Annotated in this window: 22 protein-coding genes and 4 pseudogenes; 10 read left to right on the forward strand and 16 right to left on the reverse strand. The window is 64.3% G+C overall.

The window, feature by feature from the left end; genetic code table 11:
* The first annotated feature begins 79 nt into the window (after positions 1 to 79).
* Positions 80 to 232: a hypothetical protein gene (locus ACZ60G_RS35950; RefSeq protein WP_465815963.1), complete on the forward strand. Its 153-nt coding sequence runs from the start codon at positions 80 to 82 to the stop codon at positions 230 to 232.
* Positions 233 to 553: 321 nt separating this feature from the next.
* On the opposite strand, the pseudogene ACZ60G_RS35955 reads toward ACZ60G_RS35950, so the two are convergent.
* From ACZ60G_RS35955 to ACZ60G_RS35965, 3 genes and pseudogenes are all read right to left on the reverse strand, one after another.
* A pseudogene (locus ACZ60G_RS35955) lies at positions 554 to 816 on the reverse strand (IS110 family transposase); the annotation flags it as partial.
* 632 nt (positions 817 to 1,448) lie between these two features.
* Positions 1,449 to 1,595 (reverse strand): transposase, encoded by a 147-nt coding sequence (locus ACZ60G_RS35960; RefSeq protein ID WP_465816061.1) that lies wholly within the window; start codon positions 1,593 to 1,595, stop codon positions 1,449 to 1,451.
* 78 nt (positions 1,596 to 1,673) lie between these two features.
* Entirely contained in the window at positions 1,674 to 2,312 is a 639-nt protein-coding gene (locus ACZ60G_RS35965) for a TetR/AcrR family transcriptional regulator (RefSeq protein ID WP_465815965.1), read from the reverse strand.
* 248 nt (positions 2,313 to 2,560) lie between these two features.
* Here ACZ60G_RS35965 and ACZ60G_RS35970 point away from each other — a divergent pair, with 248 nt between their 5' ends.
* From ACZ60G_RS35970 to ACZ60G_RS35980, 3 genes and pseudogenes are all read left to right on the forward strand, one after another.
* Entirely contained in the window at positions 2,561 to 2,842 is a 282-nt protein-coding gene (locus tag ACZ60G_RS35970; RefSeq protein WP_465816062.1) for a transposase, read from the forward strand.
* A gap of 120 nt (positions 2,843 to 2,962) precedes the next feature.
* Positions 2,963 to 3,157 (forward strand): annotated as a pseudogene (locus tag ACZ60G_RS35975) (transposase); the annotation flags it as partial.
* Positions 3,158 to 3,222: 65 nt separating this feature from the next.
* Positions 3,223 to 3,696, forward strand: coding sequence for a DUF3732 domain-containing protein (locus ACZ60G_RS35980; RefSeq protein ID WP_465815967.1), 474 nt, complete (start codon positions 3,223 to 3,225; stop codon positions 3,694 to 3,696).
* 787 nt (positions 3,697 to 4,483) lie between these two features.
* Here the strand turns inward: ACZ60G_RS35980 and ACZ60G_RS35985 are convergent.
* Both ACZ60G_RS35985 and abc-f read right to left on the reverse strand, forming a co-directional pair.
* Positions 4,484 to 5,131, reverse strand: a complete 648-nt coding sequence (locus tag ACZ60G_RS35985) for a CatB-related O-acetyltransferase (protein ID WP_465815969.1) — start codon at positions 5,129 to 5,131, stop codon at positions 4,484 to 4,486.
* A gap of 53 nt (positions 5,132 to 5,184) precedes the next feature.
* Positions 5,185 to 6,792, reverse strand: coding sequence for a ribosomal protection-like ABC-F family protein (gene abc-f, locus ACZ60G_RS35990; RefSeq protein WP_465815971.1), 1,608 nt, complete (start codon positions 6,790 to 6,792; stop codon positions 5,185 to 5,187).
* Between the two features lie 153 nt (positions 6,793 to 6,945).
* On the opposite strand from abc-f, the gene ACZ60G_RS35995 reads away from it, so the two are divergent.
* The 4 genes from ACZ60G_RS35995 (at position 6,946) to ACZ60G_RS36010 (ending at position 13,447) form a co-directional block, all read left to right on the forward strand.
* Positions 6,946 to 7,596 (forward strand): TetR/AcrR family transcriptional regulator, encoded by a 651-nt coding sequence (locus tag ACZ60G_RS35995; RefSeq protein ID WP_465815973.1) that lies wholly within the window; start codon positions 6,946 to 6,948, stop codon positions 7,594 to 7,596.
* 394 nt (positions 7,597 to 7,990) lie between these two features.
* A complete protein-coding gene (locus ACZ60G_RS36000) occupies positions 7,991 to 8,347 on the forward strand; it encodes a GNAT family N-acetyltransferase (RefSeq protein WP_465815975.1) in 357 nt (118 codons plus the stop codon).
* A 350-nt stretch (positions 8,348 to 8,697) separates the two neighbouring features.
* Positions 8,698 to 9,087, forward strand: a complete 390-nt coding sequence (locus ACZ60G_RS36005; RefSeq protein ID WP_465815977.1) for an effector-associated constant component EACC1 — start codon at positions 8,698 to 8,700, stop codon at positions 9,085 to 9,087.
* Positions 9,074 to 13,447 carry a caspase, EACC1-associated type gene (locus ACZ60G_RS36010; protein ID WP_465815978.1) on the forward strand — a complete coding sequence of 1,458 codons (4,374 nt, stop codon included), beginning with the start codon at positions 9,074 to 9,076 and terminating at the stop codon, positions 13,445 to 13,447. Before ACZ60G_RS36005 ends, ACZ60G_RS36010 begins: the two co-directional genes overlap by 14 nt.
* A 474-nt stretch (positions 13,448 to 13,921) precedes the next feature.
* Here the strand turns inward: ACZ60G_RS36010 and ACZ60G_RS36015 are convergent, their stop codons facing one another.
* Together ACZ60G_RS36015 and ACZ60G_RS36020 are read right to left on the reverse strand one after the other, a co-directional pair.
* The gene (locus ACZ60G_RS36015; RefSeq protein WP_465815980.1) at positions 13,922 to 14,443 is read right to left on the reverse strand and encodes a DUF6262 family protein; all 522 of its coding nucleotides are present in this window, start codon (positions 14,441 to 14,443) and stop codon (positions 13,922 to 13,924) included.
* A 4-nt stretch (positions 14,444 to 14,447) separates the two neighbouring features.
* Positions 14,448 to 14,651: a hypothetical protein gene (locus ACZ60G_RS36020; protein WP_465815982.1), complete on the reverse strand. Its 204-nt coding sequence runs from the start codon at positions 14,649 to 14,651 to the stop codon at positions 14,448 to 14,450.
* A gap of 249 nt (positions 14,652 to 14,900) precedes the next feature.
* On the opposite strand from ACZ60G_RS36020, the gene ACZ60G_RS36025 reads away from it, so the two are divergent.
* On the forward strand, positions 14,901 to 15,836 hold the full coding sequence (locus ACZ60G_RS36025) for an MBL fold metallo-hydrolase (RefSeq protein ID WP_465815984.1): 936 nt from the start codon (positions 14,901 to 14,903) through the stop codon (positions 15,834 to 15,836).
* Positions 15,837 to 15,892: 56 nt separating this feature from the next.
* On the opposite strand, the pseudogene ACZ60G_RS36030 reads toward ACZ60G_RS36025, so the two are convergent.
* A pseudogene (locus tag ACZ60G_RS36030) lies at positions 15,893 to 16,284 on the reverse strand (IS21 family transposase); the annotation flags it as partial.
* A 51-nt stretch (positions 16,285 to 16,335) separates the two neighbouring features.
* Positions 16,336 to 16,779, reverse strand: a pseudogene (locus ACZ60G_RS36035) (HsdM family class I SAM-dependent methyltransferase); the annotation flags it as partial.
* On the opposite strand from ACZ60G_RS36035, the gene ACZ60G_RS36040 reads away from it, so the two are divergent.
* Complete coding sequence (locus ACZ60G_RS36040; protein ID WP_465816064.1) at positions 16,738 to 17,178, forward strand: TetR-like C-terminal domain-containing protein; 441 nt, start codon at positions 16,738 to 16,740, stop codon at positions 17,176 to 17,178. The pseudogene ACZ60G_RS36035 and the gene ACZ60G_RS36040 sit on opposite strands and share 42 nt — an antisense overlap.
* Before the next feature lie 296 nt (positions 17,179 to 17,474).
* Here the strand turns inward: ACZ60G_RS36040 and ACZ60G_RS36045 are convergent, their stop codons facing one another.
* The 7 genes from ACZ60G_RS36045 to ACZ60G_RS36075 all read right to left on the reverse strand — a co-directional run bounded on the left by ACZ60G_RS36045 (position 17,475) and on the right by ACZ60G_RS36075 (position 26,487).
* The gene (locus ACZ60G_RS36045; protein ID WP_465815985.1) at positions 17,475 to 19,301 is read right to left on the reverse strand and encodes an IS481 family transposase; all 1,827 of its coding nucleotides are present in this window, start codon (positions 19,299 to 19,301) and stop codon (positions 17,475 to 17,477) included.
* Between the two features lie 712 nt (positions 19,302 to 20,013).
* On the reverse strand, positions 20,014 to 20,685 hold the full coding sequence (locus tag ACZ60G_RS36050; protein ID WP_465815987.1) for a TetR/AcrR family transcriptional regulator: 672 nt from the start codon (positions 20,683 to 20,685) through the stop codon (positions 20,014 to 20,016).
* Positions 20,686 to 20,694: 9 nt separating this feature from the next.
* Positions 20,695 to 22,332: a family 78 glycoside hydrolase catalytic domain gene (locus ACZ60G_RS36055; RefSeq protein ID WP_465815988.1), complete on the reverse strand. Its 1,638-nt coding sequence runs from the start codon at positions 22,330 to 22,332 to the stop codon at positions 20,695 to 20,697.
* Positions 22,242 to 23,270: an alpha-L-rhamnosidase N-terminal domain-containing protein gene (locus ACZ60G_RS36060; protein ID WP_465815990.1), complete on the reverse strand. Its 1,029-nt coding sequence runs from the start codon at positions 23,268 to 23,270 to the stop codon at positions 22,242 to 22,244. The genes ACZ60G_RS36055 and ACZ60G_RS36060 overlap by 91 nt, the downstream gene beginning before the upstream one ends.
* A gap of 444 nt (positions 23,271 to 23,714) precedes the next feature.
* On the reverse strand, positions 23,715 to 24,971 hold the full coding sequence (locus ACZ60G_RS36065) for an acyl-CoA dehydrogenase family protein (protein ID WP_465815992.1): 1,257 nt from the start codon (positions 24,969 to 24,971) through the stop codon (positions 23,715 to 23,717).
* A 209-nt stretch (positions 24,972 to 25,180) separates the two neighbouring features.
* Entirely contained in the window at positions 25,181 to 25,369 is a 189-nt protein-coding gene (locus ACZ60G_RS36070; protein ID WP_465815994.1) for a ferredoxin, read from the reverse strand.
* A gap of 278 nt (positions 25,370 to 25,647) precedes the next feature.
* Complete coding sequence (locus ACZ60G_RS36075; protein ID WP_465815996.1) at positions 25,648 to 26,487, reverse strand: mycofactocin-coupled SDR family oxidoreductase; 840 nt, start codon at positions 26,485 to 26,487, stop codon at positions 25,648 to 25,650.
* Between the last annotated feature and the right edge of the window lie 166 nt (positions 26,488 to 26,653).

Consider the following 26,653-nt stretch of genomic DNA (forward strand, 5'->3'; position numbering starts at 1 on the left):
ATTCACATCTGCCAGTATCGGTTCCGGATATCGAACCACCCGACCGTCGGGGTAGACACGGCCCCGATGGATGACCGTGATGCCCTTGTCCCAGTTCGCCGCCGAACGCTTGTCGGCGCCGACCCGCTGGGCCGCCTGCGCACGAGTCAACCCCTCGGCGCGCAATCGCAGGAACTCCTCCCGACGCGGCGGCACCCGCCGCGCCTCGCTGGTGAAAATCCCGGCCTGGTGAGCCCACATGTAACACGTGACCCTGGTGAATCCGAGCTCACGCGCGACCGCCGACACGTTGCCGCGTTCGGCCAGCAACCGAAAGAACTCGGCCTTCTCCTGCGCAGAATACGGGCGTGGACTACCGCGACGCATCACCAACCCGCTCTTACGCACCACGTATACGCCGCACCTGGATGCACCCCGCCGCGACCGCCGCGGCCCTGACATTGCCTCCACGATCGAGCAGATCGAAGAACAACTCCCGCTACGCCTTCGAATACTTCGGACCAGCCAACGCCGCGACCTCCAGAGGTGTTGCGACGATCATGGGAATCCAAGCACCGCGGAATCCGTGGTCATCGAGTTGACGACCCGGCCCAGCACATACGTCACCAACTGCTCGGTGGCCAACAACACCTTGATCAAGAGCAATGCCATCGGAGAAGTCAGGTCTATGGCCCACCGCACCTGGTCAGCGGCCTGGCCGCTACGAGCGATCAGCGCCTCGATCGCGACCTGATCGTTGCCGAACTTATGACTGAACAGCGTCTTTCCGGTCTCGTCGACTGCGCAGGCATGATGCGCGGTCTTGCCGACGTCGATCCCCGACCCATATCTGAGGGCGAGTTGTCACCCACATGCTCCTGACCATCGAAGTGATTGCGCCCGTGGACAACCCCGCCGGCAGGTCCCTAAACAGCGACGATCTGCAGCAGCTCTCAATCAGCGGCCGGAGAGTCCAGGTCGGTAGGGCGGCATATCACAATGAAGCCACAACGACAACATCCAGCACATCAGCCACACCCCACCGGCCCAGGCATCCGAAGACCGGCTCCGGACCCTTATCAACTTAGGGTCCAGCAATGCCCTTCAGTGTCCCTTTCAGCCCTGACCAGGGCCACAACGACTCTAAACCAGACGGCTCAATCACTGGGGACAGGCCATCACTACATCGTGCAGCAGCCCCAAAGTACACCCAGCGGCAGAGGGATGAGTTCTTCCGGCTGCTCGGCCAGGGGCGGGACGGTCCTTGCGGCGGCGAAAGCGGTGGGACATCGGTGGAGATGCCGGTTACAACTGGCTGCGCAATACCGGCCTGACAATGCAGCGGGCGACGCCGCGCACCTTAGTTCGCAGGCGTCGCGTGTGAGTTTCAGTTCGGCTTCCAACGCCGCTATCCGCTTCTTCGCTGAGGCCAGCTCGTCGGCCTCCACGCTCGGCACGCCTTCTCGAACTCATGCATCGACGAGAACCTGCGCCTTCCAGCGGAACAATGTGGCAGGTGAAATCCCTGTTTCGGCTGCTATTACAGCGACAGGTCCACCGGCTCGCAGCCGAGCACACACCTGCCGACGCATCGACGGCGTAAAGGATTTCGGCACCGAGACCTCCTGCGGGTCAGTCTGCTCCAACTCTCACAACCGCAACCGCCCTAACATCTATGCCGATCTACTGCCCGATCAGTCCTGAGAAGTTTCGTTGGGTCCCAAGTGATGCATAAGATCCAACAAGAAGGACTTCATCCGCTCTTCGTATTCCTTGCTGGTTGGATCGAGACCGGTCACCATCTCGACAACCTGAGGCAGAAGTGTTTTGCTTAGGGTCACCAGAGTGAAAGCGATGGTGAGCATCTCGGCATCGATCTGCGAGTCCAGATCACCGGTGGCCTGCGCACGACGAAACAAATCGGCCATATTGGAGTATGCCTTCGTCCTACGGCTCTGGAGGACGATGCTCTTGCTCCCTTTTAACTTGCCGTATTCGATGCCTTCCCAGGCGAGAAGTCTAGACCATTCGATGCCGTCGTCCTGTCTTGCCGACAGCAAACGGCGAACCCCGTCGAAGAGTTCGGACTTCGCCAAGTCCTCCCACAGGCCGACATTCGTTTCAACCATTCGCTGAAGCACTGCGGTATAGAGATTTGCCTTTGAGTCGAAGTAGTAGTATAGGAGCTGCTTGTTGACCTGGCTTAGGCGTGCGATCTCGTCCATTCTGGCCGCTGCCTCACCCTTGTTGGCGAACTCTTCGACCGCTGCCTGCAGGATTCGCTCCCTGCGGTTGGCTTGCCCGTCGTCCGGCTGTATTTTCGGGGCGTTCACGTCCCTAGCGTAACCGGGCCGCCGTGTCCGGATGTGTCGTGGGTCATCGAGTCCGATAACTCGGATGCTTCCTGCAGCCATGTGATTGACACCGATCGGGGCAGGCACCCGAGCCAGACCGTTTGCATGCTGTGCAGTCGTGTAAACCCATCCGTTGTGGTCGTCCTGAGGTTCCTTCGCTTCCTTGGAGGGCTCTGAACATGGTCCGATAGGACCAGGAAGGAGCCCCGCGTGGCAGCACCGAAGAAATACCCGGACGAGTTGAAGGCCGAGCGGTCCGGCTGTATCTGGAGTCGGACCCGAAACCGACGATCCGCAAACTCGCCCAGCAGCTGGGCGTACATCACGAGGCGCTGCGGAACTGGATCCGCCAAGCCGACACCGGCCGACGCCCCGAACCTCCGGCGACTGATCTGGCCGAGGAGAACAAGCGGCTGCGTAAGCAGGTGGCCGAGTTGGAGCGGGTGAACGACATCCTGCGTTCTGCGAGTGCGTATTTCGCCTCGGAGCTCGGCCAGACCCGGAGGTGATCGTGCGGTTCGTCAAGGACAGCCAGCACTCGGTCGAGCTCGTATTGCGGGTGCTGGGTATCGCTTCGTCGACCTATTACCGGTGGTGTAAACGCCTCGACGAGCCTTCGGCTCGGCAGATCCAAGTCACAAGTGTCGATGATGGCCCGCGATCTGGACGCGCAGGTCGAAGCGTTCCTCAGCCGGCCCCTGGACCAAGGGCCTTACACGTTCGTCGCCGCGGACGCCTTGGTGTCGAAGGTCCGCGAGAACGGGCGCGTGGTCAATGTCCACGCCCTGATCGCCACCGGCGTCAACGCCGACGGCTACCGCGAGCCTTCGTCGCACCTCGATACAGCAAACGCGCAGGTGACCCGTTACTCGCAGCACTCGATGAAGACGTGGACCGAGAACAGCTGCTGTCTCGGCTCAACATCGTTGGTCGCACCATGACCGATCTGGCCCGACGCATTGGACTCGAACATGTCGAGGACGGAGTACGCCTTGACCTTGCGAACCTGACTGTAGTAACTGACACGAGCGATGGGCCATTGCCACTACAACGCATCGGCAGTGCGGCGAACTGGACCGGATATCATCTAGCGACACACCTCGCCCTCCATCGATACTTCGTCGAGAATGATCGACCTGTACCGCGATTTCTGATGATCGACCAGCCCACTCAGGCTTTCTACCCATCAGATATCGCTAGAAATGCTGGGGCGGCCGAGGATGCGGATCGGCAGGCTGTGCCGGCCATGTTCCTAGTAATGCGCGACGTAGTTGACGAATTGTCTCCACGAATGCAGATAATTGTGAGCGACCATGTCAACCTCGTTGATGAACGATGGTTTCAAGACGCCGTGAGACACTAGCGGCGCGCCGAGGCGTACGACTCGTGCCAGCGGACTGGATCGAGGCTAGCAAAAAGCAAGCGAATTCATCAACTGATCAGGCTCAAGGTGAATAATCACACCACATGAGACGATTGAAGAATGTCGCAGTGAGCAGTGCAATGGTCCTGGTGTAGTCTCGACCACTCCTGGCGAATAGAAATACGATGCCGGTGAAGAGAAATCCGGCTAGCACTCCTGCCAGTTGAGAGTGCGTTGCGGCCGACGTGATGACGCTCCACCCGTGCATGATGCAATCCTGGTCTGTCACGGCACCAAGAATCGGTCCTACGCGCAACCTGTAGCAGATGAGTAGTCTGAGAAAAATCAATGGGTCTGTACGGAGATGTACCCAGTGTCGACCGTTCTCTGGTGCGCGGAACGGCTCGATCGGGATGCGCCTGCGGGAGTACCCCCAGCACGGGCACCGGCATCACCGCCGACGGCGCCGGTGGTCAGCCCGGCGGCGTCCTCGAGGCCAAGCTGCTCGACCAGTCGCCACAAGGTTTTCGAGGGTCCGCCGCGTGCCGCGCGAGAAAGCGGCGCCTACGCCGCCAGCCGCCACTGACGCGCTGCCTCGAACGGGCAATTGGCAACGTCCATGGCCCGCCAACTCGGCGGGGTTGTTGTTCCCCCTCGGCCGAGCTGCAGTCGTGTTTGTCGTCGGAAGCGGTCGCCGACCGGGCGATCAACCTGACCTCGATCAGATCCCGCCGCCGTGCTGCGTCTGGGCGCCGGTTGGAGCGCGGCCGCGTGGTGGCTATACCGCCTATGCGGGCATCGCTTTCTCCAGGTCGTCGATGGTGCCGGACATGATCGTGCGGACGTTGTCATTGATGTGCTCGATCGGCCAGTCCCACCAGGCGAGGGCCAGCAGGCGATCGATGTCATACGCGCTGTAGCGGTGGCGGATGAGTTTGGCCGGATTGCCGCCGACGATGCCGTAATCCGGGACGTCGGCAGTCACCACGGAGCCGGCGCCGACGATCGCGCCGTGACCGATCCGTACTCCGGGCATCACCGTGACGCCGTATCCGATCCACACGTCGTTGCCGACCACGGTGTCGCCGCGATTCGGCAGGTCCATGAGCAGATCGACATGCTGCGACCACGCGCCGCCCATGGTGGGGAACGGGAAGGTCGACGGTCCGTCCATACGATGGTTGGCGCTGTTCATGATGAACCGCACGCCCGTGGCCAAGGCGCAGAACTTGCCGATGATCAGCTTCTCCGGACCGTAGTGGTATAGGACATTGCGGGTTTCGAAGGTGGTGGGGTCGTCCGGGTCGTCGTAGTAGGAGTACTCGCCGACCTCGATCAGCGGCGAGGTGACCAGGGGTTTCAGCAGTACCACGCGCGGCTGTCCGGGCATCGGATGCAGCACGGTGGGTGCGGTGACCGGGGGCTGTTCGAGCATGCGGAATCCGTTCTGTCAGTGAGTGATCGAAGGTGGTGGTCGATGATCGAAAATCAGGCCGAGGCCAGTGCGCGCATATCGAGCCCGGCACCACGCCAGCGGTCTCGGAGCCGGCGATCGTGGCTGACCACGACCAACGCACCTTGATAGTCGGCCAGGGCGGCTTCCAACTCCTCGACGAGTCCGGGCGAGAGGTGGTTGGTGGGCTCGTCCAGGAGCAACAGCTCCGATGGTTCGCTGACCAGTCGTGCCAGTTCGAGCCGCTGCCGCTGCCCGGTGGACAGATTCTCCACCCGGTTCGTGAGCTGGGCGCGTGTGAACAGGCCCAGTGACAGCAGGCGTTCGGTGTGATCGCCGGGCTGCCCCGAACGGCCCTGGGCGAAGGCGGACAACAAGGTCTGACCGGGTATGGGGGGAGGCGGTTCTTGAGCGAGATAACCGACTCGGCCGCGCCGCAGAACCGTGCCACAGTCAGGCGTGAGCTCGTCTGCCAGCACCCGCAACAGAGTGGACTTGCCCGCGCCGTTCGGGCCGGTGATCAGCAGCCGTTCTCCCGAGGACACCCGCACACTCGTGGGTGAGAGCCTGCCGTCCACCGCAATTTCGGTGGCATCCAGGACGACCCCGTGCGCGCTTCCCGCAGGGGGAACCGCCCTGAACTGCAACGGTTCCGGCGGTAGCGGTACCGGATCGGCCAGTAGCCGCCGCAGGCGTTCCTCGGCATTGCGGACCCGGCCTGCCAGCGACTGCTGCACCCGGCCACCTGCCCGGTCGTAGGCCATCTTGTTGTGGTCCTTCATCGGGCGCCCCGGTGCGACCCGCCGTGCCGTGGTGGCGATGGTTTCGCGCAGTTGGTCGGCCTCGTTCTGCCAGCGCAGATGGGTCTGGACCCGGCGTTGCCGAGCCGCCTCGCGTTCGGCGAGGTAGCCGCCGTATCCGTTGCCGTGGCGCACGACGCATCGTCGATCGGAATCCACTTCGAGCAGCGTGGTCGCTACCCGCTCGAGGAAGGTGCGGTCGTGGGAGACGGTGACCGTGGTGCCGCGCCGAGTCCGCAGGTAGTCCTCCAACCAGGTCAACGCGTCGTCGTCGAGATGGTTGGTCGGCTCGTCCAGCAACAGAACCTCGGGTGCCGCGGCAAGCAGGGCTGCCAAGCGCAGGCGGACCTGCTCCCCGCCGGACAGTGCACCGACCGCTCGATCACGCGGAACCACCCCCAGTCCGAGACCGTGCAGGGCTCGCTCCACCCGGGCATCGGCATCGTAACCGCCGCGCAGCTCGAAAACCGTTGCCAGTTCGGCATATTCGCCCAGGCGGGACTCGTCGCCGGTAGACATCTCCATTTCGAGATGGCGCATCCGATCCTCGATCCAGCGCAGCTCGTGCAACGACCGGTCGATGATCTGCTGGACGCTCAGATTCGTCGGGAGTTGCTCGTCCTGAGCGAAATAGCCGAGGCCACCCTCGGCGTGCACAACGACCTCGCCCTGATCGGGCTGCTCGCATCCGGCGAACAGGCGCAGCAGCGTGCTCTTACCGGACCCGTTCTCCCCGATGATCCCGGTGCGTTCACCTGCGCCGAGCGAACAGGTGACTGCATCGAGAACCGTGCGGCCGTTGAAGGACTTGCTGACCGCGAGTGCGGTGATCTGAGTGGGCACGAACTACCTCCGAAGCATTCGAGGACGACACGATCACGGGCGACCGCTGAGCCTGGTGAACACTTCGAATGAGCATTGGCGACCTCACTAGTGCGACTGATGTTGCGTTAGGATGATTGCATATCATGTCCCGCCGAGCAACCGGATAGCCCTATGACCCCTGTCGCAGATAGCGCCGCCTCGCCGCGGTCGCGCCCGGGCGGCCGCACGGCCCGCATTCGCGCCCAGGTCCTCGCAGCCGTTGAGGCGGAACTGACCGAAAACGGCTACGACGCACTGACCGTCGATACCGTCGCTGCCCGCGCGGGCGTGCACCGCACCACCGTGTATCGCCGCTGGCGCGATGTAGGTGGCCTGATCGCCGATGTGTTCGCCGCCGCGAGCGATCTGGATTGGCATCCGCCCAACACCGGTTCACTGTGCGGTGATCTCACGGAAGTGAACCGCGAGATCCAGGATTCGTTCACCGAGCACTCGTCGATTGCGATGGCGCTGATCGCGGTATCTTTCCGCTCGGAGGACGCGGCGCGAGCACTGCGGCAACTGTGGGAGGACCGCTACACACAGTGCGAGATCATCGTGGAGCGGGCGATCGGGCGCGGTGAGATCCCGGCCGAAACCGATGCGCGGGCACTGCTTGTCGCGGCTACAGCGCCGGTATATCACCAGTTGGTGCTGTTGCGCACTCCGGCAGACGCCGGTTTTCCGCAGCATGCGGCCGCGGCGGCGATACTGGCCGCACAGGCCGGTGCTTTCGAATCGCTGATGGCGGAAGCTAATACTGTTGGAACACGCAGTAGATAGAAGGCCCGGTCGGTCCGATGCCCTGAAACCCCGTTCGCCCGAGCGACATGTCGGCCAGTTGGCTGCGCAGCCGCCACGGTGCTCCGGCTCCCCAACCACCGCTGCCGGCCACCAGCGAAGTCGAACGCCACGAACCGCACCCAAGACAAGAGCCATGCGCATCAGCCCCGGCCCGGCCGCCGAGCCGACATTGCGCCAACAACCTGGCAGGAACCCGACACCATCCTCTGCCACCTATCCGACGCACTCCTGCGCAGGACTCGTTCCCTGCGTCAGGTCAACTGGCAACGGACATCGATAATGGCTGACCAGGCGAATCACGACCCGGGGTGGTAGGCGCGGAACCGTGAAAATCCGTCGACGACAAACACATCGGTAACTACGGTTCGGGCTCATGGAACCTGTTTCGCGAACACCGGTCCCGTGGGACGCCGTTCGCCTGCGTCCACTACGGATATCGGACGAGCACGTCGTCCGGGCGGCGCATCAGGCGATGTCCGACGACGGCTTTTCGTTCGCCTTGGGACTGGCCCAGGACGTGGCATGGTCGCAGTATGTGTCCACACTCGAGGACCAGCGGCAGGGGTTCAATCTGCCTGACGGTATCGTCGCCGCCACGTATCTGGTGGCCATGGCACGCGACCAGGTCATAGGTCGCACGGCGATCCGGCACACCCTCAACGACTCGTTACGCCGCAGGGGTGGTCACATCGGCTATGGCGTCCTTTCTCTGGGGGTCGCCTGGGAGTGAGGCCCGGCTCTAAGAAAGTTTGTGCAGCTCAGCGGCTTTCGTAGGGACTGTAGCAAATCACGACAGGTGTGGTGCTGGGATCTGCAGAGTGGCGAGTTCTAGCTAGTTGCGCTCCCGTGAAGGGGCGAACTCGGAACTCCTCGATGTCCTTCCTTCGGGATCGGCACGGGCACGCCGGTCGTCGTGAGGAAGGATGGGCCGACAGGGTCGAGAATGGCGCGTGGGCGACGTGCGGTAAGCAGTCGCTCAGTCTGGCTGGTCTGCAATAGCTTTCGCTCGCGGGGTGTTCCATGGGCCTGTATTCTGATCTCGCTTCAGGTCGCCGCTCGCGAACCGCCTTGGGGGGATCGGTGGATATCACTGTCCGGGTTGATGCACCAACGATTCCGCAGGAGCTGACGTCACTGTGGCAATGGCTTGTGGCCGAGGATGAGTTACGCGGTCGAATACGGGTGGTCGGCTCAGTCCCCGAGCCTGGAACGCTGGGCGCGATCACCGACACCCTCATCGTCGCAGTCGGAACGGGCGGTGCAGCCACGGTTGCCGTGCGAGCGTTGTCGTCGGCGTTGATCGTCTGGCTGCAACACCGATCCGGTGATGTCTCGGTGAAGGTGGTTAGGTCCGACGGCTCCACACTCGAGTACAGCGCGACCAACGTGCACGCCATGTCGCTACCGCAAATCGAGGCCGCTGCAACGGATTTGGAGCGCGCATTGGGTCCCATCGATGAGCCCGAGTGAGACGGCCGAGTCCAGAATTCCGGCGCTGGGGCTGAGTTCGCCGGGCACCCGGGTACTGCTTGTCGGGTGTGGCAGTTTTGTTGACGGCTCGGCGCTGCCGGACGTGCCGTCGGCGGCCGCCACGATCACCGATTTGGCGCACGCGCTGACCGGCCGGTGCGGAGTTCGCCCGCAGAACGTGACGACCGTCATCGACCCGCCGGATCCGATGTGCGTGGACACGGCGTTGGTGGAAGCAGCGCAGCAGGCCAGCGATGTTCTGGTGTTCTACTACGTCGGCCACGGCCTGCTCAGCGCTGGCAACAGTCTGTATTTGGCCACGCAGGCGACCCAGAATCTGACTGAACTGCGGTACAAGGCTTTTCCGTTCCAGGCAGTCCGTGAGATTGTCGGCGACTGTCGCGCGCGCTCGATCGTGGTGGTCATGGACTGTTGTTTCGCCGGGCGCGCCCGCGGCTCGGTCGCTGCAACGCCCACGGAGGCGTTGCAGCTGGCAACGACCGGTGGCGCATATCTGCTGACGGCGGCCTCAGCGACGCAACAGGCGCTCGCCCCGGTGGGCGCACGCCACACCGCGTTCACCGGGGCGCTGCTGAAGTTGCTCGACGACGGTGATGCGGCCGAGCCGGCCATGATCACCCTGGACGGCGCCTACCGACATCTCCAACGGCTGCTGCCCCGACACAACATTCCCGCGCCGCGCCGCCACACCAGCGGTAATACCGGCGAATTGATCCTGGCTCGCAACCCGGCTACTCCGGTTGCCATCCCCCGCGCCCGTATCTCGGGCAGCGACGAGAGTGGCGTCGGTGACGCACCGTGCCCATACCGGGGGCTGGATGCCTACACGGCTCAGGATGCCCGGTACTTCCACGGCCGGGCCGACCTGGCCGCTGAAATCCTCGACGAGCTCGCCGATTTCACCGCCAGCGATGGCCCAGTGATGATGGTCGGCGTGTCCGGGGTCGGCAAGTCGTCGTTGCTGCAGGCCGGGCTGCTACCGGCTATCGGCCGCGGAGAGCTGCCAGTCCCCGGCTCGCAACGGTGGCCGCACCTGAGTATGACCCCGGGCGAACATCCGGTCGCAACGCTCGCGGCTCGCCTGCGCGGCCACCACGATCAAGATGCTCTTGCCGCAGAACTCCGCACGGATGCGACTCAGCTCGGCACAATCATCACCGAAACGATCCGGGACTTGGCCCCCGAGGGTCCGGCCCGACGTCTGTTGCTGGTGATCGACCAGTTCGAGGAGCTTTTCACCGCCTGCACCGACGAGGAGGAACGCCAGACGTTCGTCACGGCCGTATGCGCGGCTGCGGGGTCGGCGGCGGTGGTGATCGTGTGCCTACGGGCCGATTTCTACCCACACTGTCTGGCCTATCCATCGTTGTTCGACGCCCTCAAAAACCGGCAGATTCCGGTCACCGCAATGCCCACCGAACAGCTGCGGATGGCGGTCGAGGAACCGGCCCGTATAGCGGGGCTGGCACTCGAAGCGGGGTTGACCGATCGACTGCTGCACGACGCCGCTGGTGGCCGCGACCCAGCCGCCGCCAGCCTGCCGCTGTTGTCGTATGCGCTGCAGTTGACCTGGGCCCGACGCGAGAATTCGCTGCTTACCCTCGCCGGTTACCAGGCCACCGGCGGGATCTGGGACGCGGTCACCCGCCAAGCCGACCTCGCCTACGACGGCCTCACCCCACACCAACAGCGCGCCGCCCGGACCCTGCTGCTGCGCATGGTGCACATCGGAACCGACACCGACGACACTTGCCGCACGGTCGACCTCACCGCCCTGACCGCCGAATTTCTCGGCGACACCGCGGCTTTCGACGCCGTTCGCGACGCCCTTGCCGCCCGCCGGCTGATCACCGTGGATGACAACGCGGTCGCGCGCCTGTCCCACGACGCGCTGCTACGCGCATGGACTCGGCTGCGTCGCTGGATCGACGAAGACCGCAACGGTCTGCTGCTGCGACAGCAACTCGCCGACGATGCCCGACAATGGCGCGACAGCGACCGCGATCCCTCTCGCCTGTACCGTGGTGCTCGTTTGGCCAGTGTCGAGGCCCACATCGGACACGCCCGGCTCGGCACCGTGACCACCGAATTCCTTACCGCATCACGGATGGAACGCCACCGGCTGCACCGGCGGTCCGTCATCACGCGCTCCGTCCTCGCCGTGCTACTGGTGGTCGCGGTCACCGTTTCGGTCGTAGCCACCATCGGATTCCGCGCTGCGACCACCGCCCAACACCGGGCCGACGCCAGTGCCCGCCGCGCCGTGGTAGAGAAGCTCCGTTCGCAGGCCGCCGCGATGCTGGCTCAAGATCAGCCTGGCGGCGATATCCGCGCCATCAAGCAGGTCCTCGCCGCCCACGCTCTCAGCCCCGACCCGGAATCCGTCGACGCGATGATCGACACCCGCTACCGCCGCCGATACCTGCAGAAGGTCATACCAACATCTGGTGTGGTTCACGGAGTCGCCATCAGCCCAGACGGCACCCGCATCGCCTCCGGGGGAGACCTCAGCATCCGGCTGTGGGACACGCGGACGGGACGTCAGATCGATCCCCCTCTGACCGGTCATACCGCCGAAGTGACGAGTGTGGCGTTCAGCCACGATGGCGCTCTGCTGGTCTCCGCAAGCCGTGACAACACCGTGCGGATCTGGAATACCGGCACAGGCCGCCAAATCGGTGAGCCGTTCAGCGGACACACCGCCTGGGTGAACAGCGTCGCCTTCAGCCCGGACGACACCTGCATCGCCTCTGGAAGCGATGACGGCACAATCAGGATCTGGGATGCGAGCACCGGCCATCAGATCGGGCCGCCTATCGCCGGGCAAGCCGGCTCGGTGAACAGCATCGCGTTCAGCCCCGATGGCACCCACGTCGCTGCGGGCAACGCGGACGGCTCGGTGAGTATCTGGGACAGTCGAACCGGCGAACGCCTCCAGGTCGTTTCAGCAACGGCCGAAGGCTCCGTGGAGACTGTCGCATTCGGTCCGGACGGGATGCGCATTGCTTCCGGGGACGATGACGGTACGGTCCGGATTTGGGACGCGAGCACCGGGAGCCAGATGGGGCCGCCCCTCGGCGGTGACCTCGGTACCGTGTTCGGTGTCGCCTTCAGCCCGGACGGCAACTACCTGGCCTCGGGAAGCTCGGACAGTACCGTCCGGGTCTGGGATCCCCGGACCGGCCAAGCGATCGGCAGCCCCCTCACCGGCGACACCGCCGGCGTCTTCAGCGTCGCGTTCAGCCCCGACGGCACCCACATCGCCTCCGGAAGCTGGGACAGCACCATCCGGATCTGGGACCTCCCCATTGTCCAGCAACTCGATCAGCCCATCCCCGGAGAAGTCGACGCTGTGGCTACCGTGGCTTTCAGCCCTGACGGCACCCGCCTCGCCACCGGCAACGCCGACAACGGAGTATGGCTGTGGGACCCCCACACCGGCCACCCCTTAGATCAACTGAACGACAATCCCGACATACCCGGCCCAGTAAACAGCCTAGATTTCACCCGAGACGGCAAGCGCATCGTGTCCGGCAGCGCTGACACCACTATCCGCGTGTGGGACATCCACACACGTCGAGAGATCGGCCCACCCCTCACCGGACACGACGACAAGGTGAGCAGCGTCGTGTTCAGCCCCGACGACACCCGCATCGCCTCCGGAAGCTGGGACCGCACCATCCGCACATGGGATGCACGCACCGGCCAAGAAATCGGCCCACAGATGACCGGGCACACCGACCGGGTATACAGCGTCGCGTTCAGCCCCGACGGCACTCGCCTAGCCTCCGCCAGCGGGGACAGAACCGTCCGGATATGGGACGCTCAGACAGGTCAGCAACTCGGCGCACCGCTGAAAGGCCATACCGGTCCGGTACTCTCAGTGGCCTTCAGCCCGGACGGCACCCGCATCGCCTCTTCCTCGAGCGACGACACCATCCGGATCTGGGACACCCGCACCGGTCAGCAGATAGGCCCACCACTAACCGGACACAACGGCTTCGTGAGAACGGTCACGTTCAGCCCAGACGGCTTCTACCTCGCCTCCGGCGGAGCCGATCACACCGTACGGCTGTGGGACGCACACACCGGCCGTCAACTCGGTCCACCACTGACCGGGGACGCGGCGCCGCTCTGGGGCGTCGCATTCAACCCCGACACGACCTTACTCGCCACCGCAGGGGGAGCAGACGGGCAAGTCAGACTCTGGCCGATATACCGACCGGCCCCCGAAGGTCTGTGCACCATCTTGACATCCAACATTACCCCCGGTGAGTGGAACGACTGGGTCTCACCCGACATCCCCTACATCAAACTGTGCCCCAACCTTCCCGGCTGACCTCGCCGGTGAGCACGGTTTGCGTACTCAGCTACGCACCGGTCGCGGTCATCACCGAAGGGAGTACGACCAATTCCGCTGCATACCAGCGAACAAAGCCATCACATCACCGTGCCCGCTGAAGAGGACTTCGGAGATCACTGAAGAGGGCTCGAAAACTCACATTCTTCCTAACGTCGGCATCGTGTAGTGCATTGTTATCGGGCGCCTGGGATCCGACTTGCTGCTGAGAACGCTGTGGAACTCACCGCGATGCTCGACTTGCTCGGAGACCGGCTGGCTGCTGCCGACCCGGCGGTCAGATCCTCGTTCGCGCACTTCGCCCAAGACTCTGAGGATTCCTCGAGCACCTGCGAATCGACCTGAACCGGTCCGGATCCTGCTCGGCGTCGCTCCCGGGGACGAGTTGATCTAGTTCTGATGCGCGGGCACCAGCTCCGCGACCTCACTGTCGCTGAACTGGTGCCTACGCGGTCAGTGCCATTTGTTCATGTTGGCGAACAGTTCCCGGTTCGCGGCGCGGGCTGCGTCCAGTTCCTGGTCACGGTCGTCCAGTTGGGCCCGCAGCTCGACGATCTGCTGCTCCAATGTGGTGATCTGCCGTTGAAGCTGATCGATGTCGGCGGGAGCCCCCAATCCCGACTTCCTCCATGCCTCGGCGCCGAGCATCTCGGAAAGCTTCCGCTCCAACTGTTTGTTGTGGCCGGCCAGCCGGGCGATGCGGGCCTGGGCGTTGGCGAGATCGGCCCGCAGCGACGCCACGGTCACGGGCGGCGTGTTGCCGTCGGCCGGCGGCGGGGTTGCTTGGGTGGTGTGGATCTGGGCGAGCAGGTCCGGGTGGCGGTAGAGGAAGCTGCGGTCGACACCCGCAGCGCGAGCGATTGCCGAGGCGCTGATCTCGCTGCCGTCCGTGCGGGCGGTGTTGAGCGCCTTGATGACTCGCTGCCTGCGGCGGGCGGAGTCGGCCTGGCGACCTTGGATCATGGTGTTTGCCATGGGGTTATGCGCTCCTGTCCGGGCGGATATCGGGAAAGGGCTGCCGGATGCGTGGCAATCCGAGACCGACGACGCTGTTGCGGGCCCGGCGCACTACGTCGACGGCTTCTTCGATGTGGGTCCGGTCCTCGGTGGACAGCTCGTCGATGTCGGCCTTGATTTTGGCGATCAGGCGCCGGATGCGGGTGATCTCCTCATCCGAGGGCATCGCCTCGGCTCTGGCCCAGTCGTCAGCTGCGGCAAAGGCACTGCGCAGCCGTTCGCGGCTGCGCAGCAGGTCCGCCAGATAGGCTTCCAGGTCCGGCAGATACGAGACGTCGGTGGAAAAGTGGGTGCAGCCGACGCATCTGAAGCGGACCGGGCAGTCGTCACCGCCGGCAGCGACGTTGGTGGGTTCGCTGCAGGTGCCGTATGGGACGGTGTCCGGGACTTCCGGGGCGAATTCGTCTCGAGCGGCATGCCGGATTCAGTGGACACACGCGATCTCGTCACCCTGCCGTATCCGACCCGCTTCGGTCTGTTCCGAGCCGCAGCGACTCCTGCTCCTTTTCTGTGGATCCGCAACCGGATGGTGGTCATCCGCTGGCACGAGTCCGACGGGCGCCGACGCACTCTGCTGTTCGAGCCCAGCGATCACGAGCTGGGGCGCAATACCCCCTACTTCGCTGGGTTGTCGGCCCAGATGCCGGATCGAGTGGTCGATGCGATGCTCCCGATCCACGGCACAGTCGCGGCGCACCTCGCCGGGTTGTCCATCCGTCCCGACGAGGTCGACTATCTGATGTTCGACCACCTCCACACCCAGGACCTGCGACGGTGGGTCGGCACCACCGCGCCGCAAGCCGATCTCGGAACTGACGCGCTCACACCGTTCTTCCCAAACGCGAAAGTCATCGTTCAACGCGAGGAGCTCAGCGCGATGGCAGCGCTGCACCCACTGCAGGTCCCCTGGTACCAGCCCGACACCTTCGCCGACGTGTCACCCGATGCCTTCATACCCATCGACGGCGATGTCTTGTTGGGGCCTGGCGTCGCAGTGCTCAAGACCCCCGGCCACGTGTTCGGAAACCAATCGCTGGTGTTGAACACATCCACCGGCATCTGGGCCAGCAGCGAAAACGCCATTGCCGTCGAATGCTTGGTGCCCGAACACAGCTCCATCCTGGGCCTGCGCCGGTGGTCGAACAAGTGGTCACAGGAGGTGGTACTCAACGCCAACACGATCGAAACGACCGCAGCGCAATATAATTCGCTCATTCTGGAGAAGTCGATCGTCGATCGATCCACCCGCGATTCACGCTTTCCTCAGTTCTTCCCCTCCAGCGAACTCGTCGCGCACTGGACCAGCCCAGGGACGAAGCCGACGTTCAGTCACGGTGCAATCCAGCACTGACCTCCTCCGGGCAGCAGGGCGACGGCAACCCGTTCCACTGGATCGCCTTCGTCACTGCTGTCCCCGGCCGTCCTGCCAGGTACTTTGCCGGCCACAATCGAGCGGAGGTCGGCGGCGCGGAACCGTTTGGACGCCACTGCCCATCGCAGGGCGGCGACCAGTGCCTGTTCGCCGTGAGCGGCGGCGATGGCGAGCTCTCCAGCTCGCCCGCCAGGCGGCTGTTGCCGTGGGCCGCCGCTCCGACCAGAAATGCTTCGGCGTCCTCGCCGAGAGCGCAGAACTTATGCCCGACAGTGGTTTTCGGACGCGGACGACGACTCGGCGCGGGCTGGGGGCCAGCGTTGTGGGCATCGAGAATCGATGCCTCGCCGGGCGCGATGGGTTCGTGCTCGACGACGATGACCCCGGTCGCGCACTTGAACACCACCAGCGCGCTGCGATCGACCAGATTGGAGTCTGACGCGATAGCTTCGAAGTTCACAAACATATCGACCAACTCGTTGATCTGCGCGTGGGTGATGCTCCTTCGCTTCGAGCCGTGCGGTCTGCGCATCAGCGTCGAATGATCTCGCGCGTCGATGAGGACAACCTTGCCCCGCTGATCGGCGGTCTTGCAGTTGGTAAGCGTCCAGAGGTAGGTGGGGATCGCTGTGTTGTAGAGAAGACCGTCCGGCAGGGCCACTATGGATTCCAGCCAGTCGTTCTCGATCACATATCGCCGGATGTTCGACTCGCCGCTGCCAGCGCCGCCCCGTCGCATCGCTGACTCGCTGAACAGGGCAATGATTCGGCTGCCTGTCGGTTTCATCTTCGACAGCATGTGCTGCAGGAAGAGCAGGGAGCTGTCGGACATAGATGGCAGGCCGGCGCCGAAGCGGCCTTCCATGCCGAGCGCCTCGTGATGGCCCTGGTGTGTCGGCGCGTGGCTCGGGCGAACCCTCATTTCTACGACTTGATGTTCGGCCTTTCCACGCGCTCTACGTATCGCCCGATGGGAGAGTCGGATCTTCGGCTCAGCGGGCGTTCGCCCGCCTTTCGGGATTCTTACGCTCATATGCTGGCAGCGTCGGCACGTCTTGTGGACTCCGGACGGATCGAACCTCGAGAACCCGCTGTGGTCACAGCGCAGCTGTGGAGTTTTGTCCACGGCTACATCACCCTGGAGCTGGCCGAGCACTTCGCTGATTTCGATGACGCGGTGTCGGAGGTGATGCTACCGATGGGCGTGAATCTCACCGTTGGACTGGGCGATGAGCGAGACCGCGCCACAGCGTCGCACGCTGTGGCGTTGCGTGGATACGAGTCGAGGTTGGAAATGGGCGAACGTGGGGGCGTCGGCTGAGTCGGTCTCTGCGATATCTGTCATGCGGCACAACCGGGTGTGGGCTGACGACAGGCAACGTCGTCGAAATCTGCCTACCGCTCGGTGAACGCTCCCCTGGCCTGGCCCTGATCGGTTTCGTGGTGGTCGACTACGCCCATCGCTATGGCGAGGCGGCGGGAAAGATCGCCGGATGGTTGACTGCCAGCGTATCAATGCACGAGACCATGTGTGGTGGAGGGAGCGTCGAGCGCATCGGTGAAACACTGAAGATGCTGATCACCGGGGAAACAACGGCAAGCTGTCAATGTATGGGCTCAGGACATCCTTGACGGTTTGTCATCAAGAGATTCTTGACGCTCGTCGGGTTTGACACCGGCGCCGGTGACGTGGAATCGGGTGATGGGCTTGCTGCTTCGTCGCGGGCGGACAGCGATCTCTTCCTCGCCGTGCAGGATGCGCAGGTGGGTGTCCTCGATGATGACGGTGACGATCTTGCCGCGGTGACGCGGGTCGAGCTTGATGCCCTGGCCGGCGACCATGATGCGGCCGCTGGCGTGGACTTTGCGTTGTGCGCGAAGCGATCCCGCGGGTAGCGGTGGTGGCGGCAGTGGCGTGGTTGGTGTGCGAGCACCGAGAAGGCGGCCAATCCGGTCGCGGCTTATCGGGCAGGGCCAGGTGCCGATCAAGGCGTTGTCAGCGACGGCGTGCAGCAGATGGCCGTCCAGCCGCAGGGTGACTCGCCTTCCGGCCCAAGCGAATCCGACGAGATGGTCGATCCCGCCGATGCCGACCAAGCCGTCCTTGTTGACAGACCGGTCGATCTCGACGACTTGGCCGGGTTCGACGACGGCGACACCGTTGACGCGACGCAACGCCGGTCGCGCGGGTGCGGGGCCGGCTGGTCTGGCACCTCGCATGGTGAGGTAAGTGAGGTCTTCTGGCAGCAGCCGGGAGCCGAGGGTGCGGATAACGTGGCCGTCGCAGCTGATGTGGATGCTGCGCAGGTCGGCCCAGACGGTGACCATGCGACCGGCCATGCTCGCGTGCAGCGACACGGTCTGGCTGCGAACCGACAGGTTGCCGGTGGGCGGCACGCGTAGTTCGAACTCGACTGCGGCGCCGTTGCCGGTGGAGTGCGGCGGAGGCTCGATCACACCGATGACCAGCGGCGACGACTCCTGCGAAGGTTCCCCGAATGATGCCGGGTCGGTGGGGTCGATGCGGGTCGGTCCGTTGGGGCGGAACAGACTTGCCGGGACTGCCATGTCCAGCGCCTGGTGTGGACGTCGATGGTTATAGGCGGCGATCCATCCGTCGACGGCCTCCTGGGCGGCGGTGATCGATTCGAAAGGGGCCACGTGGTCGAGGAATTCGGTGCGTAGGGTCTTGTGGAACCGTTCGATCTTGCCTGTCGTGGTCGGTGAGCGCGGTTTGGTCAGTCGCTGTTTGATGCCGTTGTCGCGGCAGATCTTCTCGAACAACACCTCCACCGGCAGCGGTTTGACGTATCGGCCGGTGAACTGACCTCCGTTGTCGCTCAACACTTCCGAGGGCACCCCGTAACGGCGCATCGCCGCGGTGAACGCCTCACCAACCTGTCGACCCGACGGCTTGGCCAGCACGGTGGCGATCACGATGAAGCGGGAGTGGTCGTCGATGCCGGTCAGCAGCTTGCATTCACGGCCATCGGCCAACGGCACTCCACCGACGATGTCGAGCTGCCACAGATGCATCGGTGTCTGCCGCTGCCACCGCTTGTATTTGCGTTTGTGGTGCTGGGCCTGCGGATCGATCATCCCGTTGCGTATCAGCACCCGATGCACCGTCGCCCGCGACGGCACCCGCGCCAGGTCGTGCCCGGCAAGTTCGTGACTGATCCGGCGCGCACCCCACCGCGGATTCTCGCGCCGCAATCGGCAGACCAATGCCTCGACCTCGGCGCTGACCTTCGACGGACTCGAATGCGGCCGTCGGGACCGATCGACAAGCCCTGCCGTCCCCTCAGAGGTGAACCGCCGCCGCCAGGTGTCCAGCGACTGCCGCGTCGTGCCGTATCGGGCCGCGACCTCACCGATCGGTGAACCACCCAGCACCTCGCACACCGCCCGATACCGGTACTCCGCTACCGCCTGCTGATCCACACCCGATTCCGTCCGCTGCGTCGACAAAGCCGAGCGGAACAAGACCATCGATCACGCCGAAACGTCAAGCGTCTCTTGAGAACAAACCGTCAAGCGTGTCCTGAGCCCTTACACCGACACAAGCTGATACCCGCGATCTGGGGCTACCGGTGGCGTGACGATCGGCGCCGCGGTGACTCGTAGTCGCGCTCCGCGTGGATCCGTCTACCACCACTTTCCCGATGGGCTAGCGCAAATCCTCTCGGTCACCCATGATGCGGTCGAAGTGCCCTTCGGCCGGTCCGTTGCGCCGAGGAAGAGTCAGACCGACGGTGGGGGCCGAAGTCGCGCTTCTACGAGGTCACCGAGTACGAACTGCGTCGGATCACACCGTATGCCGTCGTTGAATTCTCTTCCAACCGTGAGCATCTCGGCATCGCAGGTCTGCTGGGGAAGTAATAGTCCAGCTTCGCGCCAGCTCCTTGGATTGGCACGACGTCATCATTGGCCAGAGCGGAAGGGGTTTCGAACTCCCGAGCATCCTTGGCATGGCGCGTCCTTGCGGGCACCGGTGAGGAGGTCGTGATCTATCCGTGTCTGAATTGGGCGATCGGCAGGAGGCGCCGAGTCTGGACTACTCCATCCTCGGCGACGAGACCGACGGCACCTATGCCGAGTTGGTCGCGGTCCCGCAGGCCAATCTATTTCCGAAACCGAGAGCCATCTGTGGCGGTCAGGGCACTGTTGGGTGTGGTCGACCGCCAGGGCAACTCAGGTAGGTCCGCCACGCGTCGAGTTCGAGATCGAACAGGCCCCGGGCGACCTCGTCGCGGCCGTTGGTGTACTCATCCATGATCTGCAGCCGTTGGAGGACGCCGAGCACGGCGTTACCGAGTGCGATAGCGGTGGTCGAGGAATCGAGGTCTGTGCGGATCGACCCGTCGTGCTTGCCTTGGTGTAGCAGTTCGACAGGGAGGAGGAGTTGATCGGCATACAACTCCCCGAATTCGGCGCGCTGCTCGGTGGTGAGTCCGGTGTGCCGGAAGGTGAAGTCGAAGTAGCTGAGGAATCGGATGAGTTCGGGGTGCTCGGTGGCGGTGTCGAAGAGGGATCGGAAACCGGTGAGCAGCTGGTCCAAGCCGTTGAGGTCGTCGAGTTGCTCGCTCTCGGCGTGCGCGCGCAGCCTGCCGACGACGACACGGTGCGTGTGTATCATGGCCGCACTCAAGGTCGGAAAGTGCTTGTAGAAAGTTCGCCTGCTCATCCCCGCACGGGCCGCGATCTCGGCGATCGTGATCGAAGCGTCCGTCTCGGCGACCAGGGTGAGCGTGGCTTGGGCAACCTCGGCACGCTGCTGATCGCGAAAGACGTCCCAATACTTGCGCGAGTCGGCGTCGGTATCCATCGCGCCAGGTTAGACCCTGATGTACGCCGTCCCGGCGCTCGGCAACCTCCACATCGAAACTCCCTGGGGAAGCTCACGATCGTCGAGTAAAGCCCGGACACCGACCGGTACGTCGACCGTGATCGTCCAACCGTCGCCTTGCCTGCGCCAGGCACTGCCGAGGCGGCCGAACGGTGTCATCGTGGACGCGGCGACGGAGTCGAGGCGGGCATCGAGTACCGGCTTGATCTTCACCTCGGCCCATCCTGGGGCAATACGGCGAAGTCCGGCGAGGTTCTCGTACAGCCAGCGCGCGACGGCACCCAGGGCGTAGTGGTTTTGGGAGCCGTGGGCCTTCCCGTCGTAGCTGCCTTGCCACGTTTCGAGCATGGTCGTCGCACCGGTGTCGACCTGTCCGAGCCAGGAGGGAGGCTTCCGCTGCAGCAACAGATCCATCGCCAGCTCGTTGTAGCCACAATCCGACAGGCAGGTGAGCAGCAGGCCCGTGGACAGGAAGCCGGTGGAGAGCCTGGTGCCATTGCCCCGAACCAGTTCGGCGAGGCGAGCGGCCCCGGGCCGGCGGGACTCCACCGGCAGCAGATCGAACATGAGCGGGCGGACGAGCTTGGCCTGACTGACGACGTGCGGAAGACCCTCCGAATCCAGAAACTCGGTGCGGTAGACGTCGCGGACGTCGAGCCAGAGCTGTTGGAGTTTCTCGGCCTGTTCCGTCTTTCCGAGGATGCGCGCGGTCTGGGCGAGCAGGTGCGCGGAATTCGCGAAGTACGCGGTGGCCACTTCTGCGTCGGGATGGGTGGAATTCTTCAGGAAGGCTTCCACCGAAGGGCCCTCGGCGCCGGGCTCGGTTCCCGGTTCGAGCCATTCACCCCAGTGGAAACCGGTATCGATGACGAACTTTTCGTGGGGCAAGGAGGGGCCGGTGCGGTCCGGGTGGCGATTGTCGGCGGCGCGGCGGCGGCAGAACTCGACCCATGCGACCATGGCGTCCCAGTTCTCGTCGAGAACCCCGGTGCGCCCGTAGTGCTGGTACAGAGTCCAGGGAACGAGAACGATCGCGTCGCCCCAACCGGCTGCGCCCTTGCCGGGGTATATGCCTTCGGTCTCCGGCCTGATCGGTGTGTCGCGTGGTATGCGATCGAGGACGGCGCCATCCGGATCCTGCTGGAGTGCGACGTCGCGCAGCCAGTCCTCGAAGAAGAGCCGAGCGTCGGCGAGCAGGGCCGCGGTGGGTGCGAAGACCTGTGCGTCGCCGGTCCAGCCCGAGCGCTCGCGTGTCGGATCGTCGGTTGGGATGTCGGTGAAGTTGCCGCGCATGCTCCACCGGATGTTCTCGTGCAAACGTTCTAGTTCTGGGGCGGAGCTGTGAAATTCGCCGTAGTACTCGAGGTCGGCACCGATCACGAGCGCCGTCACGCGGTGAATTCGGTCTGCGGTGATTCCGTCGATCTCGGCGTACCGGAAGCCGTGCAGGGTGAAACGGGGTTCGAAGACTTCCTCGGGTGCGCCGCCAAGGATGTAACGGTCGATCGGATCGATGCGTGGCAACATGCCACCGCTCATATCGAGGTAGTCCATCTCCAGGTGCCCGTCCGTGCGCAGCACTTCGCTGTGGGCGACGCTGATCTCCTGACCGCGGTCGCCGGACACGACGAGCCGAGTGACGCCGACGATGTTTTGCCCGAAGTCGACGACGACGCGCCCTGCGGGGCGTAGCTGGTTACCTCGCTCTGGGCTGCTGGCTCGGACAGGTCGATCCGCCCGGTGGTTTGCCGGGCGTCGATGCGTACGCCCTCCTGCGGGTCCGCTGTTACCAGCGGACCGTAGCGGCCGTGCCAGCTCGTATCGGTACCGACAGCGACGACGGTGCCGTCGACGCATTCGATCTCCAGTAACGCCAAGCCGGCCGGCTGGTTGCCGTAGACGGCGCGGGCGGATTCGGCGCTGTTGCGGCCTCGGTAACGCCCTTCCGCTACCACCAGCTCCACGGCGTTCTCTCCGGCGGTTACCGCGGCGGTGATGTCGTAGGTGCGGTACTCGACGCGGTGATCCAGTGCCGTGAACCGGGGGGAGATGCTGTTCCCGGTCACATCCGACTCGTTGACGGACAGGCCGTACCAACCCAGGGCGGTGACGTAGGCGCGGGCTCGCGCGGCGGGCGCCGGCAGCGTGAACCGGCGACATAGATATTGGACCCGGGTCGGCTCGGACGGTGACTGCGCAACCTCCATCCCGATCCACTGTGCCAGGCGCGTCAGATCTTGTCCGATACCGGTTTCGAACGTGGCCGGTGCACTCCATACCAGCTCGGGGTGGCCGCCGACCCCCACGCCGACACGCCAGCGGTACCGGGTTCGGGGTGCCAGCAGCGGCCCGGCGTAATGCACGGCGGGAACATCGGGAGGCGACCATTGCCCCACCCATATCGGTGCGGAACTGTCCGCATCACGTGTGAGTTCGATTGTCGCGGAGTCGATCCGGGTGTCACTGTCGGCATCGGCGATGCGCCAGGAGAACTCGGGCGGTGTGTCGATGGTCAAAGGGGATTCGAGGCCCGAGGTTCGCAGATGTTCGACGGTGATAGTCATCAGAGGAAAGTCCTGTTCCAGGTTCGCCCGAGAGAAGGTGTGCAGCTTTTCAGGCGGGGGTATACAGAGTGTTACCCCTTTGAGATTAGCGTGAACCGGTAGGAAAGCAAGAGGTCGTCGCGGCCGCTGTCGGTAACCCACAGTGAAGCGCTGGTTGAAATGGCGGAGGGATTCGATCTCGTCGTCGACCACGGCTGCGGCGAAGTCCTCATAGGAGGTGTGGACGCGGCCGTCGAGTAACCACCGGGTGGTACCGCCCGGCCCGGTAGGAACCGATGCGTTCGCCTGGTGCGAAGGTTTCGCGTGGAATGGGAACGCTCGTTCGCTGCCCCCGTACGGAGCCGGCCCTTCCCGTGGCATTGGCGGCCCTGGCTGCTCACGCGCGACGAGGCGGTAGGTTGCGGCGGGGTGTACACCGCATACGCCACGATCGGTCGGTGGCTCTCACCGCCCCCGTTTGACTTGGTTGAACGGCACGTCACGGTCGGCGGCGTATTCCCGCGGCATTCCCAGCACGCGTTCGCTGATGATGTTGCGAGCCATTTCGGTGCTTCCGCCGCCGAGGCTGGAGGCGTTGCGGAACAGATAATCGATGCCGATCCGGCCGATGCCTGGGCCGTCGGGGCCCCCGGTCGCCGCGGCCGCGCCCGCGATCGTCATCGCGGAATCTACTTGCGACCATACGGTTTCGGCACTGAACAGGCGCACAATGGAACCCGCGGCGGGTGGCATCGCTCCAGAAGCAATGGCGCGCGAGACGTGGGCGATGAGTTGATTGCGAACTACGTTGATCGCCCGGGCCGCGCCGATGTCTTCGCGCGCCCGGGGATCGTCGAGTCGTCCGGTGGCGCGGGCCAACTCGACCAGTGTGGTGGCCTCGCCGCCGAGATGGGGACCATCTCCGCTGGTGTAGATCGAGGTTCCGCCCATCGCGGCCCGCTCGTGCACCAGCAGCCGCGAGGCCGCCGCCCAGCCTTCGCCGACCTCCCCGATCACCGTGTCCGCGGACAAGCGGACGTCGTCGAAGAACTCCTGGCAGAACTCGGTCGACCCGGTTACCTGCTTGATCCGCTGGATAGTGACGCCGGGCGCGGTGACCGGGACGAGAAACAGCGTCAGCCCGTTGTGCTTGGGCACGTCCCAGTCGGTGCGCGCCAGGCACAGTCCATAGTCGGCTGCGTACGCGCCGGAACTCCAGATCTTGGAGCCGTTGAGGACCCAGTCCTCGCCGTCGCGGTCCGCACGAGTGGTCAGCCCCGCTAGATCCGAGCCGCCACGCGGCTCGGACAGGAACTGGACCAGGATCTCCTCCCCGCGCAGCACGGCCGGCAGGTGGGCGTGCTTCTGCTCCTCGGTTCCCAGCTCGAGCAGGGTGGCCGCGCAGATCGCGAGGGTCGGCATGTTGAGTGCCAACGGCATTTCGTAGCCGAGCGATTCCTCGGTGAATGCGCGCTGATGGGCGGGCGTGAGTCCTTGACCACCATAGGCTTTCGGAAAGCAGATGCCGGCGAAACCGCCGTCGAAGAGCAACCGCTGTAGCTGGCGGGCACGAACCCATTCCTCGTCGTCGGGCACCGCTAGATGGGTCCGCGTCGCGGGCCGGAGGTGCCCCTTCAGCCAGCGCCGGGCGCGGTCGCGGAAACTGCCGACAGGTTCGAGGGCCGAGGACTCGACAGCGGAAGGTTCTGGATAGGTCGTCATGTGGCGCTCCGGACGAGTAGATCGGCGATGCGGCGATGGTGTTCGGTGATAGTGCGGTAGCGAGCCTCGCCGAAGGCACCCTCTTCGGCAGTCAGGTTCCGGTCCATTGCGTCGTAACGATCCACACGCGGGCCCGCATGTGAGTTCGCCGTTGGGGGTGGTTCGACCTCTCCCACAACGGTTACCTCACAGCGGTCCACGCACTCCGTTCAGCTCACATCGATGGCCCACTCCGGACAGGATTGGGCCGCCACGCGCACCGCCTCCTCATGTTCTAACGGAACGTCGGATCGCTGGACCTCGGCGTAGCCGTCGTCGTTGAGGGCGAACATCGGCGGGCAAAGCGCCGTGCAGACGCCGTGGCCTCCGCAGCGGTCGGGATCGACGGAAACTTTCATCACTGTCCTCCGTTGCCGGTATAGGTGAGACGGCAGATGGTGGATTGGCGCAGACAACCGTCGGCGAGTACCACTCGGGCACAGAAGATGTCGGCCGGAACCCACGTTCGGCGCAAGAGTGGCTGATGTGTGTCCGGACTGTTCTATGCCTCGACCAGCGTTCGGTTTCGGCTGCTGTGCGTGTGGACGGCAGCCCTGCGCGTGACGAATGGAGGGTCTGCATGCGCCGAGAAGGCTGAGGCAGCTTCACACTCGTCACGTCGCGCAGGTTGGACGAACTACTTCAGTGTGCTGCCGGCGTCGACGGTTACGGGTAACCCGGTGACGTAACGGGCCTCGTCGGAGGCCAGGAACAGCACCGCATTGCTGATGTCGATCGGTTCGACCCAGCCGATCGGCAGCACATGCATGAATTGGGCGACCGGGGCGAAGTCGTCAGGACCCGGGTTTTCGAGATCCGGGCGGAACAACTTCATTGTGCCCTCGTTCATGAACATCGGCGTATTGACGTTGGTCGGGCACACCGAGTTGACCCGAATGGAATGTTGGCCGAGTTCGACGGCGAACGTTCGCATGAGGCCGATCACCCCGTGTTTGGCGGCGATGTAGTGACCGGTATTCGCGTAGGCCTTGAGTCCGCCTACCGAGCTGGTCAGGATGATCGAACCGCCGCGCCCGCCCGACAACAAGTGGGGCACACCGGCTTTCACCGTCTTCCAGACCCCCGACAGGTTGATGTCGATCATGGTGTTCCAGTCCTGCTCGCTGGTTTTGTCCAGCGTCGCACCACCGTTGCCGATGCCCGCGTTGGCGACGATGATATCCAGCCGGCCCAGCTGCTCCACGCCGCTGTCGACGACGCCCTTCAGCGCGTCGAAATCGCGGACGTCGACCTCGGCCGTGACGACGCGCCGGCCGAGACCTTTCACCAGATCCGCGGTCTCGGCCAGATCCTCCGGCGTGGACGCCGCGATTTGCTTACTGCCGCTGACCGGCTTGCAGACATCGATCGCGATGATGTCGGCGCCTTCCTGCGCCAGCCGCACCGCGTGGCTGCGGCCCTGACCACGCGCCGCACCAGTAATGAAGGCGACTTTGCTTTCGACCCGCCCGGCCATATACCACCTCGTTCTTCGCAGCTCGAGCACCGGAATGCTCGATATTCACCCGATCAGCTAATGCTGTTCGACTGTTCAAACACTGTGCTCCGAAAGGGTCGCGCTGTCAATGCCTGGTCGCCGGTGAAGGACCCGTCATCGCGGCGCTCGGCCGGGGCTGATTCTG

It is taken from the genome of Nocardia sp. NPDC102475, from assembly GCF_055584605.1.